General features: G+C 57.9%; 16 protein-coding genes. 5 read left to right on the top strand and 11 right to left on the bottom strand.

What is annotated here, in order from left to right:
• Window positions 1-196: 196 nt before the first annotated feature.
• Window positions 197-484 carry a hypothetical protein gene (locus AC1DPR_RS29025; RefSeq protein ID WP_018860084.1) on the bottom strand — a complete coding sequence of 96 codons (288 nt, stop codon included), beginning with the start codon at window positions 482-484 and terminating at the stop codon, window positions 197-199.
• 1,762 nt (window positions 485-2,246) lie between these two features.
• Here AC1DPR_RS29025 and AC1DPR_RS29030 point away from each other — a divergent pair.
• Both AC1DPR_RS29030 and AC1DPR_RS29035 read left to right on the top strand, forming a co-directional pair.
• Window positions 2,247-3,371, top strand: a complete 1,125-nt coding sequence (locus tag AC1DPR_RS29030; protein WP_477817727.1) for an AI-2E family transporter — start codon at window positions 2,247-2,249, stop codon at window positions 3,369-3,371.
• A gap of 465 nt (window positions 3,372-3,836) precedes the next feature.
• Window positions 3,837-4,265, top strand: coding sequence for an extracellular catalytic domain type 1 short-chain-length polyhydroxyalkanoate depolymerase (locus tag AC1DPR_RS29035; protein WP_477817728.1), 429 nt, complete (start codon window positions 3,837-3,839; stop codon window positions 4,263-4,265).
• A gap of 464 nt (window positions 4,266-4,729) precedes the next feature.
• On the opposite strand, the gene AC1DPR_RS29040 is transcribed toward AC1DPR_RS29035, so the two are convergent.
• The 3 genes from AC1DPR_RS29040 to AC1DPR_RS29050 form a co-directional block, all read right to left on the bottom strand.
• Complete coding sequence (locus AC1DPR_RS29040) at window positions 4,730-5,233, bottom strand: YciE/YciF ferroxidase family protein (RefSeq protein WP_477817729.1); 504 nt, start codon at window positions 5,231-5,233, stop codon at window positions 4,730-4,732.
• An 86-nt stretch (window positions 5,234-5,319) separates the two neighbouring features.
• Window positions 5,320-5,928 carry a general stress protein gene (locus tag AC1DPR_RS29045; RefSeq protein ID WP_477817730.1) on the bottom strand — a complete coding sequence of 203 codons (609 nt, stop codon included), beginning with the start codon at window positions 5,926-5,928 and terminating at the stop codon, window positions 5,320-5,322.
• 37 nt (window positions 5,929-5,965) lie between these two features.
• Window positions 5,966-6,283, bottom strand: coding sequence for a PepSY domain-containing protein (locus AC1DPR_RS29050; protein ID WP_477817731.1), 318 nt, complete (start codon window positions 6,281-6,283; stop codon window positions 5,966-5,968).
• Between the two features lie 257 nt (window positions 6,284-6,540).
• Between AC1DPR_RS29050 and AC1DPR_RS29055 the strand changes: the two genes are divergently transcribed.
• On the top strand, window positions 6,541-6,945 hold the full coding sequence (locus AC1DPR_RS29055; protein WP_018860092.1) for a response regulator: 405 nt from the start codon (window positions 6,541-6,543) through the stop codon (window positions 6,943-6,945).
• A 209-nt stretch (window positions 6,946-7,154) separates the two neighbouring features.
• On the opposite strand, the gene AC1DPR_RS29060 is transcribed toward AC1DPR_RS29055, so the two are convergent.
• Entirely contained in the window at window positions 7,155-8,324 is a 1,170-nt protein-coding gene (locus AC1DPR_RS29060) for a GAF domain-containing sensor histidine kinase (protein WP_477817732.1), read from the bottom strand.
• Window positions 8,325-9,741: 1,417 nt separating this feature from the next.
• Between AC1DPR_RS29060 and AC1DPR_RS29065 the strand changes: the two genes are divergently transcribed.
• On the top strand, window positions 9,742-10,503 hold the full coding sequence (locus tag AC1DPR_RS29065; protein WP_477817733.1) for a DNA polymerase III subunit epsilon: 762 nt from the start codon (window positions 9,742-9,744) through the stop codon (window positions 10,501-10,503).
• Window positions 10,504-10,623: 120 nt separating this feature from the next.
• Here the strand turns inward: AC1DPR_RS29065 and AC1DPR_RS29070 are convergent, their stop codons facing one another.
• The 3 genes from AC1DPR_RS29070 to AC1DPR_RS29080 all read right to left on the bottom strand — a co-directional run bounded on the left by AC1DPR_RS29070 (window position 10,624) and on the right by AC1DPR_RS29080 (window position 13,543).
• On the bottom strand, window positions 10,624-11,115 hold the full coding sequence (locus AC1DPR_RS29070) for a DUF892 family protein (RefSeq protein WP_029867380.1): 492 nt from the start codon (window positions 11,113-11,115) through the stop codon (window positions 10,624-10,626).
• Between the two features lie 25 nt (window positions 11,116-11,140).
• On the bottom strand, window positions 11,141-12,067 hold the full coding sequence (locus tag AC1DPR_RS29075; RefSeq protein WP_477817734.1) for a PhnA-like protein: 927 nt from the start codon (window positions 12,065-12,067) through the stop codon (window positions 11,141-11,143).
• Between the two features lie 393 nt (window positions 12,068-12,460).
• Window positions 12,461-13,543, bottom strand: coding sequence for an extracellular catalytic domain type 1 short-chain-length polyhydroxyalkanoate depolymerase (locus AC1DPR_RS29080; protein ID WP_477817737.1), 1,083 nt, complete (start codon window positions 13,541-13,543; stop codon window positions 12,461-12,463).
• A 290-nt stretch (window positions 13,544-13,833) separates the two neighbouring features.
• Between AC1DPR_RS29080 and AC1DPR_RS29085 the strand changes: the two genes are divergently transcribed.
• A complete protein-coding gene (locus AC1DPR_RS29085; protein WP_477817735.1) occupies window positions 13,834-14,625 on the top strand; it encodes an NYN domain-containing protein in 792 nt (263 codons plus the stop codon).
• A gap of 38 nt (window positions 14,626-14,663) precedes the next feature.
• Here AC1DPR_RS29085 and AC1DPR_RS29090 read toward each other — a convergent pair whose 3' ends face one another.
• The 3 genes from AC1DPR_RS29090 to AC1DPR_RS29100 form a co-directional block, all read right to left on the bottom strand.
• Window positions 14,664-15,701, bottom strand: a complete 1,038-nt coding sequence (locus tag AC1DPR_RS29090; RefSeq protein WP_477817736.1) for a fatty acid desaturase — start codon at window positions 15,699-15,701, stop codon at window positions 14,664-14,666.
• A gap of 203 nt (window positions 15,702-15,904) precedes the next feature.
• A complete protein-coding gene (locus AC1DPR_RS29095) occupies window positions 15,905-16,048 on the bottom strand; it encodes a hypothetical protein (protein WP_018860103.1) in 144 nt (47 codons plus the stop codon).
• A 358-nt stretch (window positions 16,049-16,406) separates the two neighbouring features.
• The coding region (locus tag AC1DPR_RS29100) for a hypothetical protein (RefSeq protein WP_477817720.1) at window positions 16,407-16,637 on the bottom strand (231 nt) is incomplete at its 5' end.

Here is a 16,637-nt window from a genome sequence, read left to right on the forward strand (position 1 = left end):
ATTGTTAGCGGTCATGATGTTGATCTCCAGGTGTGGTTTCGCGAATTTCACGTTGCTGATGCAGAGGAGGTCGGCGACGCTGTATGGTGCGAGCTGACCGCGGTCGCATGCTGGTTTATTCCGTGAGCATTGTTGGGGCGGCTCAATCCATAAACGAAATCGAGAGAGCTAGCCCGAAGCGTACCCGTCGGGCACCTCATGCTTTGGAAGCAAGGCTTTCCTCACCGTCTTCTGCATCCCTCTGCATTGCCGCCTCCAGTTCCTGTAGAGGAACCTGCAGCAATTGCCTGGTGCCAATCTCGACCCCCACCGCCGGAATTTCGAGATGGGTTCCGGTTCTTCTGTAGGCAGGAAAGGAGAGTCCCTCGATCAGCTCCTCATCCACTATGAGCCGGTAGGTGCCGGCATCAAGCGGCACGATCAGCGAACCTAGAATGAACGGGTGAGAAAAGGTGATTTCAGATGCTGTGGTGCGTTCGATCATGGGAAAACCTCATGTCTGTTGGGTTGGTCATGCCGCAAGCGCCTTGCGGCCCGTAAATGTGCGCGCTGCTACCGCTACCCGAACGTGCCGTGGAGTATGAGGTAAAGAACGAAAGCCATGCATATTAGTGGTGTCGACTTGATGATGAAATCGACATACCGAAATCGGCTGAGGTAGCGAGTTGCGCGGTGTAGGGATTGGGTGGAAGACATCGTGTCCTCCTTGATTGGGGCTAGAGCGTTCTAAGTGCCCTTGAAAGCAGCGCCCGTGCTGTGGCTGCTACCTTAGCAAATATGGGGATGCCCAATCACAATTACAAGATGAGGCTGACGGCAGTCCTCGAAAACGAGAGCCATTCTTCTGCCACCGACCCAGAGCAGTCACATCCAAGCAAAAGAAATCGGCGTAGTTCTTAAGCAGCGATACCGCGACCTTCTACAGTCCTCTCAGCCGATACGGGGAGCGCTCGCGCTGAACCTCAATCCCGGCAAGTGCATATTCTGTTCGAGGCGTTCGGCAGTCGAAAGGTCGATGTCGATCACGCCGAGATTCTCCTCCAATCAATGCTGTTTCGTTCTGCCTGGGACAGATCGGCGAGATGGCCTTCTTATGAAGGTCAGGCCGAAGTGACCTCAATTGATCGCTTGCCATTAGATAGGCATGCGCCCATTGTCGCCACTTCAGCAGCAATTTTTACAGGCGCTGCTGCTTCAGGGCCACCAACCCTGGCCTTATTTGAAAGGAGGACCTGTGTCTTCCAGCATTCAGCACGTCGACTTTCGTGCACGTGACGCTCAAATCCTTCAGACGCTGCTTAAGCGAGCACATTACTTGACCTCCAAGATGCGGCCTCTCGCCGGTCCTCTGCATGTCCCCTCAGAGTCCGGGTTGCTGCGCTCTATAGAGGGCGCAATGCCGGAGATGGTGAAATGAGCGAGACGACCGAAATGCCCTACGCGCATCGGCGCGAGGTGAACGGCAGTTGGGCGGTGGTTGACACGCACTCCAGCAGTGTCGCCAAGCCGCGATTCATTCCCCTACTAAACCTTTCGAAAATCGATGCTGAGGAGATGGCTTGCGTGCTTAATCGGGAAGCGACCGGGACTAGGTCCCTGTCTGGATCGCTACGAGATACAGGGTCTGCTGGGCAACTAGCTGCAATCCTCTAGATTCACGTCCGGGAGAAGCTGGGCAGAGCATGAGAGCGTCAGGTAAGCCGTCCCTCCTCGTGACAGCTCCTATGAAGGCATGGCGCCAGGACGGGTTCACTCTGCTGCTTCGCGGCCCCGGCTCCGTCGAGGGTCGTTTGAAGAACTGTCGCAAGGCTCCACGTGGTTCGCGCCTTCGACGCGCTGGAGGGTCTTACCCGGGCTGAATGGGCAAGCACAGGGCGTTTCGCGCGCCCGGCCCCAACGCGGCGGCCTTCACCTAGTTATGCTCGGAACTGTCAGACAGGGCGGAACACTTGACAGGTATTTTTGTTCTCATAGCGAGACACACCCGCTCTCAGTGAAGGAGCAACAACGCGCCATCGGCAAGCGGAGCCACTGCAACTAAGTTAGGCGTGACCTCTGGCACCAGCAATCCTTCCTCGAGAGAAGCGCTGGCTTACAGGCGTTCGAGCACCCGCGCGCAGGATACCCAAGCCCGGTGAGCAGATCCGCAAAACACCGAGCTTAAACGCACTCTGTGGGTCGGTGACAAACGGGCTCTTGCAACTCAATTCGACCGGTCAGTTTGGCAGGGTCAAAGGAAATACAACATGGCGACCGATGACAATACCGAACTGAACCTCGATAACGTGGCAGAGCCCAAACCGGGTCCCGTCGCACAAGTCAGATCGCTGGATCTGCCGACCAATCCGGTGGTTGTGCTGCTCTCACTGCTGGTAGCGCTCGCCATACTGTGTATTGCCTACCTGGCGGCCGAAATCGTGCTGCCCATTGTTCTCGCGTTCGTTCTTAAGCTTCTATTCCAGCCGGCCATGCGATTGCTCGAGAAACTCCATTTTCCGCGAAGCCTTGCAGCTTTGTTGCTAATCCTGTTGGTTTTCGGCGCCATCGTCGGTATCGGGGCTGCGATCTCCGGTCCGGCGACGGAGTGGGCTGCGAAGCTGCCCGAAGGTATTCCCAGATTGCAGGAGCGTCTGAAGTTCCTCAATCAACCCGTGAAAGCACTCCAGACCTTCCTGCATCAGCTTGACAACTTCATGCAGCAGGGTTCCGTCTCAAGTGGGGGAGGCGCTTCAACGATCGCGGCGACGCTATTTGCTGGAACTACCCACTTCGCAGCCAGTTTCTTCGAAACCATCATCATATTGTTTTTTTTGCTCGTATCCGGAAGCACGTTCTTAAAACGGATGGTCGAAATACTGCCTAACTTCAAGGAGAAGCGCCAGGTCGTCGAAATGTCCCAGGATGTCGAGAAGAATATCTCTGCCTATCTGGTCACCATCACAGTCATGAATGGCGCCGTTGGTCTGGCCACAGGCGTAGCCATGTGGCTGACAGGGCTCGGTGATCCGGTTCTATGGGGTGTCGTGGCGTTTCTTCTAAACTATGTCCCGATCATGGGACCCCTTCTAGGGGTCGGAATTTTTTTCCTCGCCGGCCTTCTGGTAATAGATCCGTTGTGGCTGGCTCTTCTACCGGCTGCGCTCTATTTTCTAATCCATGTGGCCGAGGGAGAGATCATCACGCCGATGCTGCTCGCCCGGCGCTTCACACTCAATCCTGTACTTGTAATCATAGCGCTAATCTTCTGGTTCTGGATGTGGGGTGTGCCGGGAGCAATTCTGGCCGTGCCGATGCTGGCCGTCACGAAAATCGTCTGCGATGGAATTCGGCCTCTTGCCGCCATCGGGCACTTCCTCAGCGGTGATGAATAATTGCGACACTCTGTTGTTCCTGCGGCGGAGCTGCTGGAAGACTCCAATGTGGATATGCCGCGGCTCGTTCGGCAGCTTCTCACGGCAAGTCGTCTGGAGCGCCCTTTCAACGTTCAAACGCCCTGTTCGAATTTGTCGGCGGTTTCGGTCAAGCACCGACATTGTGGACTGCCGACAGCGCRCCCCGGCTTGATGGTCCCACATCAGCGTCTTCCCGCGGAACGACCTCGTCTACTCAGCGTTTCAGTCGGCCAGGAAAAGCAACGAAAGCGACGGCTCATGAAAAACGGTTTCGGCAGATCGCTATCGAAGGCGCTCAAGACGCAGAAGAAGTTCCGCAAGCTACTCGAGAAGGCGTTTCGAGGTCCATCGGCCAAAAGAAAGCGTACTCGACCCTCCACTCGGAAAACACCCTCTGTCCTTCGGCAGACATCCGCTTTCGGCACCAATCCCGGTGGTCTTGTCATGAAATCCTTCGTTCCGGAGAGGCGGGAACATGTCCCAGCGCTGGTCGTTCTGCTGCACGGCTGCCGCCAGACCCCCGAAAGCCTTGATGCCGCAAGCGGTTTCTCGAAGCTCGCCAGGGAGCGCGGCTTCATCCTCCTTTATCCGGAGCAGACGAAGGCGAACAACGCGCAAGGGTGCTTTAACTGGTTTCGTCCGAGCGCCGTTGCCAACGACCGTGGGGAGTTAATGTCGATACGGCAGATGATCGAGTACGTATGTGTCCGCCATCGGATCGACCGGTCGCGCATCTTCATTGCCGGACTGTCAGCCGGCGGGGGGATGACCTCCGCGCTGGTCGCCAACTATCCCGAATCGTTCGCGGGGGGGCGATCATTGCCGGCCTGCCGTTTGGCGCTGCGCGCGACGCAATGTCGGCCCTGCGCGTGATGCGGTCCGGAGCTTCGGCTCCGCGAGGCGGATGGGGACGGCGCGTCAGAGAAACGTCGCCAGATTGCCGCGCGTGGCCCCCAATGACGATTTGGCAGGGAGCGCGGGACAGGGTGGTCGTTCCCGTCAACGCAAATGCATGCATTGCGCAATGGCTCGAAGTGCTTGGGATCCCCGAAGAAGCCGGGCGACACGAGGAGAAATCATGGGGCGTCCTGCGGTCTTGGAAGCGAGCAGGGCAAGTCCGCGTGGCGCTCTATTCAGTCGCGGGCTTGGGTCACGGCATTCCGATAAGCAAAGCGGCCGCCACCGCGCCGAAACGCTGGCAAGACCCCTTCGTGCTACCGGCAGAAATCTCCGCGCCAAATCAGTTGATGCGACTGTGGGGGCTGCGCAGGCTCTAGGGCCGCCCGATGGTCGCGCGGTGCGCGCGTCCATCGGGTCCAGATCGTTGACCTCCGGCTTTAGGCCGCCTTTTCAGCGTTCTGGTTGACGACCTTCGTGGCGATCGCGGTGAGGGCGAGGTCGGTCGCCTGCTCTTCGTCAAGCGTGGTCTGAAGGAGTTTCGCTGCGTCCTTCCTGCCAAGTTCAAGCGCCCATGTTCTAAGGGTGCCATAGCGCGACATCTCATAGTGCTCGACGGCCTGAGCGGCGGCCAGGAGGCCGGCATCGAGAGCCGGAGCGCCCTGATAGTCCTCCATGATCTCAGCGCCCTCCTTTACGATACCCATGATTGCGTCGCAGGTCTTTTGTTCCGGCTTCTTGCCGATGATCTTGAAGACCTCTTCCAGCCGCTGCACATGGACCTTCGTCTCGGCGAGGTGCTTCGTAAAGGCGTCCTTGAGCTGCTTGCTCTTCGCGGCGTCGTGCATCTTTGGCAGCGTGGCGACGATCTTGTTTTCTGCGAAATAGACATCCTTCAGCGTGTCGTGGAAAAGCACGTCGAGTGTTTTGATTTCCTTGGCCATGATTGGCTCCTCGGGTTGGTTGAATTTTCTTTCGCACCAGGCGATAACCTCGCCTGGCTTCGTTCTCGCCCGATCTGATCGATCGATCAGAGGTTTGCGGGACTGCGGTATCTTTTGCGCTCTTGGTCGATCTGATCCGGGGCGTAGGGGTCGAGCGTGTCGTCGAACTCCGTCCAGCCCTGTTCGTTGTAAGCCGTCCGGCGTTCGACGGGATCGACCCAGTTTAAGCCCTTCAGGATCGCCTCGGCCTCAGGCGCAAATGCCTCGTCGACCCTTGCCGTCACGAGCGAGCCGCCGCGTCGAATGCCTTCGGCATAGAGATGGGCATCCTCCTCGGACACCCCGGAATCCGTCAGTGCGCCAATAAGTCCGCCGGCTGCACCGCCTGCGACTGCGCCAGCAACAGCGCCGACCGCCGTCGCGGCAAGCCAACCAGCCGCAACGACGGGACCGACGCCAGGAATGGCCATAATGCCCAAACCGGTCAGAAGGCCGCCTGCACCGCCGACAGCCGCGCCAAGTCCGGCGCCGGATTCAGCCCCGGTCGCGGCACCCGACTGGTTGCTAACGTGGCCGTCGTCCGCGTTATTGGAGACGATGCTGATGTCGTTGGAGGGTATGCCCGCTGCTTCCAGGGCGCTGACGGCCGAGCTTGCATCGTTATAGTCGTCGAAAAGTCCGGTGATCGTTTTCATGAAAGTCTCCTAAAAGGGGTTCGATCGCTATTGGCGATCACATGGCGACAATGTTGCCTTGATAGTCGAGGCTGACCTTGACGGGCTTGCCGTCCTTGGTGGCGGACGCCTGCCATACGCCCTTGCCATCGAGCTTCAGTCCCGTCACGCCGCTGTAACCTCCCTGCTCAATGCGGTCCTTTGCTTGCGCCTCGGTGAAGCTGTTGGCGCCCTCTACAGGCGCGGTCGGATTCTTCGTGTTGGGAGTTGCAACTGCGGGCATTTTGCCGTCGGTCGATGGTGCTGGGGTTGTCTGGGCAGCAGCCATCATCGCCGACGCTGCGACGAGCGCCGCGGCCAAAATCATGATTTTCATTGAGATTCCTCGTTTTCCCGGAGCGGGTTCACACGTCCGTGAGATGAGAACTCGCCGCGCAACGTTATGTTCCGACGTTAAGATGGAATGGAGGTGAATCTCCGTTGCTGGCCGCGGCCCCGGCCTCGGCGACCGTGCACCCGGATTGCTGAACGTTCCTGCGTGCAGCAATAGGAGGACACGATCCGTCGTCTCCGGTGTAGCCGAAATGCTTTCGCGCTGCGTGGAACAACCACGCGGCGCGAAGGTTACCCGGCATGAGCAGCAAGCAATTCGACGAAATCTCCCAACCAATCGCCCTTGTCGTGGACGACGAACCACTGATCCGCATGGACACCGCGGACATCATCTCCGGCGCGGGATACTATGTCGTCGAGGCGTCGTCGGCCGATGATGCCTTTGCGTTCCTGATCAAATACAATTCGCTCCAGCTTCTCTTCACGGATGTGTACACGGGAGGGGATATGGATGGATTCCAACTGGCCAGGAAGGTGGCCGAACGCTGGCCGGGCATCGAGGTCGTCGTCGCCTCCGGGGCGCGGCTGCCGAACGATGGCGACCTGCCGGACAACGCAAGTTTCATTCAAAAGCCGTTCTCCGCTGAGACGGTACTCGGGGTGCTGCTGGAGCACTTTCCGAACGGCCCCCGCCGCAAATGCTGATAGACCGCCTTCCTTATCTCGGCGATGACCAGCTTGTACCATGGCTTGGCGAGGCAATCGCACGCGCCGGAGGGAATGACGGCTGTGAGTCGTGGTCGCCGACGTGATGATCTCGATGGGCAGCCATTGATTGCGGCCGCCACCCATTCATCGACATCCCCGGCATGTCAAGGTCCGTCTCGCGCGGGAAGATGGCCGTTGACATGCGGTTAGAGCGGCATCGTGAAGGTGAAGCGCGTCTCGTTTTCATCCGATCTCACGGAAAGTGCTCCACCGTGGACCCGTGCGATCTCGCTGGCGATGTAGAGACCCAGGCCCAGTCCTTGCCGGCTGCCGCGCACTTCGCCGCGGAAGAACGGCTTGAAGAGTGTTCCCATAGCTGCTTCGGAAATAGGGTCACCTGCGTTCGACACCCAGAGTTCGAATGTGCCATTGCGCGTGCTCGCTCCGATTTCGATCGGTTTTGTCGGATCGCCGTGAGTGACGGCATTGCCTACAAGGTTGGACAGGAGCTGCGCAATCCGCGGATGATCACATCTTACATCGCGCACCAGGTCGAACGTCGAGCGGATTTCCCGGTCCGGGTTCACCGCCCGAACCTCACTGACCACGTCCTCGAGCACCGGTCCCAACGGCGCCTCCGCCACGACCTCCAGCTTCAGGCCATCGCCAAGCCGCGCCCGTGCGAAATCAAGGACGTTGTCGACCAGGTCGCGCATTCGGACCGCGCTGTATTGCATCAAGTTGAGAATCTTGCGCGTCTCGTCGTTGACGCCAGTACGAGTGAGGCGTCGGATGCCCGCCATCATCGACGCGATCGGATTGCGCAGATCATGGCCAAGCACCGCCACGAACTGCTCTCGGACTACAGACAGTTCGCGCTCCTCAGCAAGGTCGGCGTGTACCTGAACGAGATCAGCCTCATCGTCGAGATTGCTGGCGATCAGCTTGGCGAACAGCTTGAACATGCCGATCGTCTCGGGATTGTCGAGTTTGTGAGGCGAGGGGTCTATGGCGCATAGCGTTCCGAAAAAGGAGCCGTCGCGCTGAACGATCGGGACGGAGATGTAGCTCTGAAAGCCGTAGGTTGCCGGCGTGTGATGATCACAATAGTCGGGACTATCAGTGACGCTGTTGATGACGACAGACTGGTGGCTCTGCCGGATCTCGTTGCAGATCGTCGACTCCAGCCTCAGTTCACTGCCTGGCGTGAGCCCGAAGTCGATACTGTCGAGAACTGCGCAAGCCACCCAATGCCTTTCCGTCACTCTCGCGACGGCAGCAAAACCCATCCCCGTGGTCTTGCAGACGACTTCTAAAATGGTGGGGACTTCTTCCATCCGGCCGACGGCCTCGATGTCTGCTTTGATCTTTCCCATAGCCACCTTGCGGTTCGCGTCCGACGCTATCATACATGATGGCTGAGGCGAGACGGCGCAATAGGACAGACTGAAGCGCTGGGCGAAATACATGCCAACGTCCGTTCCAAGACCAAGCGGCTTCCAACTTGTTATCGGTCGGCCCGGCGCTCGTTTGAGCGTCCGCCGCCATCGCTCAAGCAGGTATGCAAACTCACCCCTGGCAGCAGGCCTTTACGAGCTCTCTTGCTGTGGAAAATTGGCCTCACCGGCAGAAGACTAGAGTAGGCACAGGCGGCACCGGCACCGTTTAACGACGGCCTCGGACTGATATCGTGTTCGATCGATCGTGCGATGGGCGAGTGGCTGACCGGTGTTGGCCCATCTTGAAGTCCCGAGCAGATGGTCATTCGTAGGTAAGCGAGTTTTTCAGGTCGCTGAGTTCTCGCCTAGCATCCGCCTCACGGTAACACCCGGCCGCCTCTGGAGACAGTGAGGCGCGATAAGTGGCGTTTGTCTGGGAAATGACCTTGTTCAGTTCAATGATCTGCCCCTGCAATTCGTAGGGCATACAGGGGAAGTGATGGTATCACGGTTGGCCGTCGCTTTCCGCTTCATCATGCCAGCGTGAGACTGCCATCCCTCGTTGAAGGCGGCGCACCAAGAATCAGGCGCGTCTGCGGAGAGGCGAAGGACCATGCTGGTCAGCGGGCCCTCGTTGGACAAACCGGAGCCTATGTCATTGAGTTCTACGATGCTGATATCCTGAAAGTCCGTCATCTTTTTCACTCCAAAGGGCAGCGAGATAAGCTCGGAACGACGAGTTAGTTCCACCGGCGCTCAAAACTAACTTGACCGGCGTGCTCCTTCGCAACTCGGGCGGATCTTGGCGACAGCAAATGTAGAGTCCCGAGATTGTCCTTTTGATCCTAGCGGCCACTGTCCGAGGCCAAGCAACGCCAACAGACTGGCCTCGCCGTTGAAGGGCGATAATGGCAGAGGCCTCGTAAAGGACGACGTGCAGAGGGGCATCTGATAGGTTTTGTCAACGTCGCCACAGATGGCGCTTTTCACGGGATGATCCTGGATGCTGCTTTAGCCCGCTTATGTGCAGGAGGAGGATCGCCACGAGGGTAGTCAAAGAAGCGAATGTTGCACGGTGCGGCGCGCAATGTGGCTACACGTCGATTTTAAACCGCATCTCGGTTCATTCTATCGACGCAGCTGTAGGCCGACAGAGGCGGCCCAATTCAACCGAAACAAAAAGGTTGAAACCCGCGACCAGCGATTGTGCAACAACATAGGCGAGCCCTCTGGTACGGAAATTCCTTCCAAGCTTCTCTGGCTTCCGAAACCTCGAAGTGAAGGCTTGTCACGCCCCCTGATCGGCAGCAACGTCCGGTAAGAAGATATGAGATGATGAAGGCTTGCTCGCGATATGACAGATCTGACTAAGGATCCCCGCGTTCGGGTTATCGACCTGGAGACCGCTGGCAAAGGCCGGAATGACGTCTGCGAAATTGGTTGGCAGGACGTCGCACTCGGTTCAGATGGCCGTTGGCAGATCGAGCAGGAGCGTGGAGCATTGCTGGTCAATCCAGGACGTCCTATCGCCGTCGAGACCATGGCTATCCACCACATTCTCGATGCCGATGTCGCAACGGCGCCGTATTGGCGGGAGGTAGCATCCAGCATTTTGCGACCTCAAGGTGGAGTTATGGCGCTCGCGGCACACCGGGCAGCATTTGAGCAGCGCTATTGCAGCCCAAGTCTCACCGGTGGGAGTCCATGGATCTGTACCTGGAAATGTTCCATGCGGCTCTGGCCCCAACTGACAAGCTTCTCCAACCAGATGCTGCGATACCAGCGCATGCCGGTTGGGCTCGTTCGCGAAATCGGCCTTCCGGCCCATCGGGCAATGCCGGACGCATATGTCACGGCGCATCACCTACGTGATATGCTAAATGAGGTCTCTCTTGAGCAGCTCATTGCGTGGAGTGTAGAACCCGGCTTGCTGCCACGGGTGCCGTCCGGTGCTGAACGGGGCAAGACGTGGGATCGGTTAAGCGTTGAGACGCTCAGGGAACTGTCGCTTGCACGGGATCCAGATATCCGTTTCAGCGCCAAAACTGAGCTGCGTCGGCGCGGCGGTGAGGATTTACCCGCCGCCGTTCAACCGCCGCAAGGCACGCTTTTGTAGGTTTGCTCAGGGGGCTGGCAACCTCCGTGGTGGCACACCGCAGTTGCCGCTAGATCAATGTTTTTTATCGTCTTTTCGTATGCGGGCGTGCGCCACCAAGCAACGCACGCCTCTCGATGGTCAGGCGGCTTTCGCGTTCACGGTCGCTTCGGCGAGTTCGGAGAGCAGCTCATCGGTGGTCTCCTCTTCGTCGAGGGTCGTCGCGAGCAACTCGGCAACTTCGTCGAGGCCAAGCGTTTTTGCCCAGGTGACCATCGTGCCGTAGCGACTGATCTCGTAATGCTCGACTGCCTGCGCCCCGGCGAGCAGTCCCGGATCAAGAGCTTCGGTGTCCTTGAACTGCTCCATAACTTCCTTGCCTTCCTCGATGATGCCGAGGATCGCATTGCAGGTCTTTTGCTGCGCGGGCTTGCCAATTAGTTCGAATACCTCCTCCAACCGCTCGATATGCGTTTCGGTCTGACCCTCGTGGGTCCGAAAGGCCTGTCGCAGGTCGCGTGACTGTACAGCCTCTGCCATTTTGGGAAGTGCGCTGAGTATCTGCTTCTCCGCGAAATAGATGTCTTTCAGCGTTTCATACAGGAGATCCCTGAGATTTCTTGGTTCTGTCATCTTCGTATTCCCTTCGATTGTGGGATTAAGAGTTGCGGTCGAGGTTGTATTCCTTGACGACAACGACGGGTTTCGTGCCAGCCACGCCCCCAAACCAGGCAGCAATGCCCCCCAAGACGAGAGCAAGGAAGCCAAGGAGAGCGCCTCGCGAAACGACAGTGGCCGTGGTCTGCGCTGCAGTGAGCGCCTGTTGTTTTGCAGTCTCCACGGCGTCGCGATAGCTAGCCTCGTATTCATCGACCTTCGTGAGAGCCTGGTCGACGGGAATATTTTGAGCCTTGGCGAGTGCGTCAGCTGCCCGCGTTTTCGCATCCGCGACCTTTGATTGATCGCCAGTGGTGACCGCCTTCATCGCCGAGATAGCTGTGGCCTGAAGGGATTGGGGGTCGGTTGTACCGCTGCCGTCGCGAATTTGCGTTTCGATTACGCTCATCGGGTCCGTTGCCGTCGCTAGCAACGGTGCAGCTGCTGATGCGGCGGTGGCTGCCCTCTTTCCAACACCACCTACCACGCTTGAAAGGCCGCTGAACGCACCGCCAACCAGCGCTCCGACCGACGTGGTGAGAAGGTAAAGGACGACAAGTGTGGTCACTGCCCAGGAGGTTACTCCGTGGAATCCGCCTGTCGTTTCGCTCGGTCGACCCGACAGACGGCTTGCAGCGTAGGCTCCTATGAACGAGGCAACGAGCCCAGCAACGACGAACCATAGTGCGCTGATGATCGAGAAGGAGGTCGCGGTTGGATTGTCAGTTGTGCCCGGATCGAGGACGGCGGCACCAATCCCAACTCCAAGAAGGTTGAGAAGGAACTGGGCCGTAAGCGCGAGTGCGACACCGGCAATAATCGCTCCCCATGAAATCTTGTTCAGTGCTGCAGTCGGCGTAGCATGAACGTCGGCTGAGTTTGCTGCGTATGCAACAGTGTCAGCGGGCAGGGTTGATGTCTGAGACATGGACGTAGTCCTTTCGCGGACTGCAGAGGCAGCCAGCCATGTGTGAATTGTTTGGACGTGTGAGACCGCTTCAATCGTTGCAGAGTGCAAAGATTGAAGTGCGGGTGCTTTTCCGCAGCAAGGTGACGGATAGCTTTGCTTGAGGAAGTAACTGCCAGCCCTGCATGAGGTTGGCGTAGTCTAACACCGCCAATGCCCAAAGGTTCCGGTTCCACCAGAATTGTTCGAGGGGCACCATCAAATCTGTGTGAGAGCACCAACAGCGCGAGCGATGACGTTATTGGTTCCAGTGGCGGCGACCTTACGGTTGACGGGTAAATCAGGATTGCCAACGAGGCGATTGGACAGCAAAAGCCAACAGCCCCATGTGTCCGTGCGCTTGTGCGAATGGCTTTATTTCATCAGCCCAGCAGCTCGCAGGGCGTTCTCAATCGTTTGCTTTATCCCGGATGACAAATTGGGAGCTATCGGTGGCGCAAGATGCGCCGTCTGCACTTGGGTAGACTGTTGCCTCCGTTCAAACGACGGTGTGAGACCCCAGTCGGCAGCAATTTGTGAAGTCGAGGAAAGGCCCACGTCTAACATGAACGGGCCGCTGTTTTCTCGATCGTTTGAAGCATCGACAGGCGTCCCGTGCCCCATTCCCTCGATCGAATGATAAGATAGTACGACCTGGCCGCTTTCGTTATGCCAATCCTGGCGCACCACACCTTCGTCCTTTGTAACTGTCGGCGGATATCCCTCAACTCCATGGGCGCCACGCCATTGGTCAACGATTGCGGTGGCATTAACGGCAGACACCGTCTGGTCTGCGGTACCATGCCAAACCGAGATTGACGGCCACGTCGTCAATGTCGGAGCCGCCCCACGTAGCAGGTTTTGCAGCTTGTTCCTGTCAGGCACTCCATGGCCTCGCATTCTGTCGAAAGCCTCCGGGACCGTTGATGCTACGCCATAGGGCAGTCCCGCGATAATTGCCCCGCCTGCGAACACTTCAGGGTAGGTAGCAAGCATAACGTTCGCCATTGCTCCGCCAGCTGACAGGCCCGTTATGAAAATGCGCTTTCTATCGATTTTCCATTTCGCGGCCAGAGTTTCAATCATCTGCCGTATGGACATCGCTTCGCCGTGATCTCTGACCGTGTCGCCTTTCTCAAACCAGTTGAAGCAAAGGTTGGCGTTGTTTTCGCGCCTCTGCTGCGGAAAAAGGACGTAGAAGCCATACTCCTCTGCAAGTTTGGACCAACCGGCGCAACCGTCGTAGCCCGCCGCTGTTTGCGTGCAGCCGTGAAGGACGACGGCAAGGCCTGGCGATTTCGGGGGCTCTAACGGGGCATAGAATTTGGCGGAGAGGGCTCCCGGGTTGGAACCGAAATTTGGAAGGTCGCTCAGCCGTGTGGGGAGGGCATCGCTTGGGAAAGGGGGACGGCGGTTTAACCGTGACAGACGAGCTATGGTGTCGGATAATGGTCGCATCTTGGCTCCTAAGATCACGGCCATGACGGCGATGATTGTTACCTCAACGAGCGAGAACGCTAGAGGTTGCTGCGTTGCACAAAGTTAATGTGGCGGCCCGCGACCAGGTTGCTTACATCGATTGCTCAAGGTGGTGACCTCGTCCAACCGCGCCTTCTTCAAGCATCGGAGAGAGCGGTCGGTCGTGATGTGACGGATGTCGCCCTGTCGACGGCTTTCGGAGTGCCCGTCTCGAGGTAATCACCGAAGAAATGTAGCAAGGCTGAACTGAAGCAAGGGGGAGGCAATATATGCCATCTGAACCACGATCACCGCGTCTGGCGGTTCTTATCGACGCAGATAACACCTCAGCGAGAATTGCCGACGGTCTTTTTGAAGAGGTCGCCAAGATCGGCGAGGCGAGCGTGCGCCGCATCTACGGTGATTTTTCGGGGACGCGTTCGCGGGGCTGGGCTGAGATCCTGGCAAAGCACGCGATTATTCCCCAGCAGCAATTCGCCTATACGACAGGCAAGAATGCGTCCGACATCACGCTTGTCATCGATGCGATGGACCTGCTGCACAGCGGGCGTTTCGACGGCTTCTGCCTGGTTTCGTCCGACAGCGATTTCACGAGGCTAGCGGCACGCATCCGCGAACAGGGCATCGATGTTTTCGGGTTCGGGGAGCAGAAAACTCCGGAGAGTTTTCGCCAAGCATGCCGACGTTTCATCTATACCGAAAACCTCTTGCCGGGAAAGATAAGGGAGGAAGGCGATACCGCCACAAGCAGCAAGCCCCTGCAGTCACCGGATACGGCCAGCCTTCTGATAAAGCGGGTCCTGGCTCAGGAAGATACTGATGACGGCTGGATCAGCCTCGGCACGGTCGGCAAGCAGCTTCTCAATCTGGCACCGGATTTCGATCCGCGGACATTCGGCTTCAAGAAATTGAGCGACCTCGTCCGCAAGACGGGCCAGTTCGACATCGAACGGACCGAAGGCAGTCCTCTCAGGATTCGCATCAGGCAGAAGCCGAACGCAGAGCAAAGAGCAAAGAGAGGACGCTCCCGCAGCTCTGCAAAAAGTCCCGCCGCGGAATAACGTGGTTCATCCACGATGGCCTGTTAAATCGCCTACTATTACCCGTACAGCAACTTTGCGGCATCGCGAAACGAGATCAGGCGCCGGCTTTGCTCATCCCAGAGAACCAGTTTTACGCAGTGCAGGCTCTCCATCAGCGTAATACGGCCGACGCCGGCCAGTTCGGGGTGATCCTGCAGCACTTCCGGCAGCCTGTAGTAAGGCACCCTGCTCGACAGATGATGAACGTGATGGATGCCGATATTTCCACTTATCCAGCGTAGTGCGAGCGGCAGATCGTAGTGYGACGCGCCATGAAGGGCTGCATGTGAAAACTGCCACTCGGGCTTTTTCGACCAATGGGTTTCCTCGAACTGGTGCTGGACGTAGAAAAGCCATATGCCCGCGGCTCCGGCCAGCAGGGTGATGGGCAGATGCACCACCAGGAAGGGCAGGATTCCGATTGCCCATATCAGTATCCCGGAGATGACAACGATCGCCAGATTTGTCGCCATGGTGGATATCCAGGGCAATGAACCGGCTTGCATCATGCCGAAGGGCAGCCGCTGCTTGAACAGGAACAGCCATGCGGGGCCAATGCCGAACATGATTGCCGGATGCCTGTAGAGCCGGTAGTTAAGCCGTCCGGACCACGAAAGGGCCTTGTATTCCGATACCGTCAATGTGGTTATGTCGCCTATGCCGCGCTCCTCGAGATTGCCTGCTGAGGCGTGATGCTCCGCATGCGCCCGACGCCAATAGTCATAGGGCGTAAGCGTCAGGACACCGATCACGCGGCCCGTCCAGTCGTCAGCGCGTCGACGCGCGAAGAAGGAACCATGGCCGCAGTCGTGCTGGATCATGAACAGACGCAACAGGAAGGCTGCTGCGGGAACGATGAGGATCAGGCCGGGCCAGCAGCTGTAGTGAACCGATGCCCATGCGCCGACCCAGAAAAGCGCGAACGGGATGGCGGTCACTATAAGTTCGATAACGCTGCGTTTGAGATATGGCTGACGGTATCTGGCGAGGATATTGAGCCATGCCCTTTCATCGGAAAGGGGAGGGGTCAGGTCGCGGTCGATGGTATCGATCAAAGAATAATTCCACGCATGGTAACGAATGCCGAGAAGGCGAGGGCTATCACCACGGCGGACCTGATGAGGAACAGCCTATAGTCGAAGCGATAGATCTCATGAAGAGTGTTTATCATTGCCGAATCTCCTGGTGTTCGGAATATGTCTGTTCAAGGCGCTAACTCGGCGAGCAAAGCCGGCGCTTTGGCGCTATTGTTTGTGCTTCAATTCTTGTGTTTGCCGCCCTGCAGGCTGCTTTTCGAGGCATCCTTGATCTGGTTGGCAAAGCTTGCCTGCACCTTCGCTGGCGCCTTTTCCTGTTTCGGTTTCCGCGCCTCACGGTTGCTTCGCACTTGTCCTTTGGCCATCCAGGGCGATCCTTTGTTCATTGAAATTAAAGTGCCGGGCCCACGACGCGGGGACAAAGCGACGGGCAGGCATAGGTTTCCAGCATGCGACTCTAAAGAGGCGGTCATCATCAGCCGTTTGAGGCTCGTGACGGTACTTGGCTTCTGCCTCTCTTTTTATTCTCTTCTTTCGCACAATCGTGCACCGGTTCGGCCCCACTGGTTTCAACTTCCTTCAGCGATGACTGCAGATCGAGCTGTTTCTAAAAACGGATCACTCGTTATCTGTCGATCTCTGTTTGACTGATCGCTACCGGATGGCTTTGCACTCATGGCAGGGCTCCTTCCATTCAGGCTCCGCGAGCCCCCAGGCTTTGAACTAGCCCGCGCTTCCAAGCGCAATCTGGCAGGCCTGTGCAAGGTCTGCATTTGGCTCGGTGCTGCCAAGTGGCGTTGCCCAGCCGGCCTTCTTGATAACGTCGCTACGCCCGTAGGTGCCGGCTGCTTTGAGTGCGGCCAAGATCTCTGCCGAAGCTGGATCCGATTTGGCCCTCTCGAGACAATAGGGCGTCAGCGCAGCCGCGATGGCCGAGGTTCGCTCGATCCCGGC

The sequence above is a fragment of the Rhizobium sp. 01T417 genome, assembly GCF_056398905.1.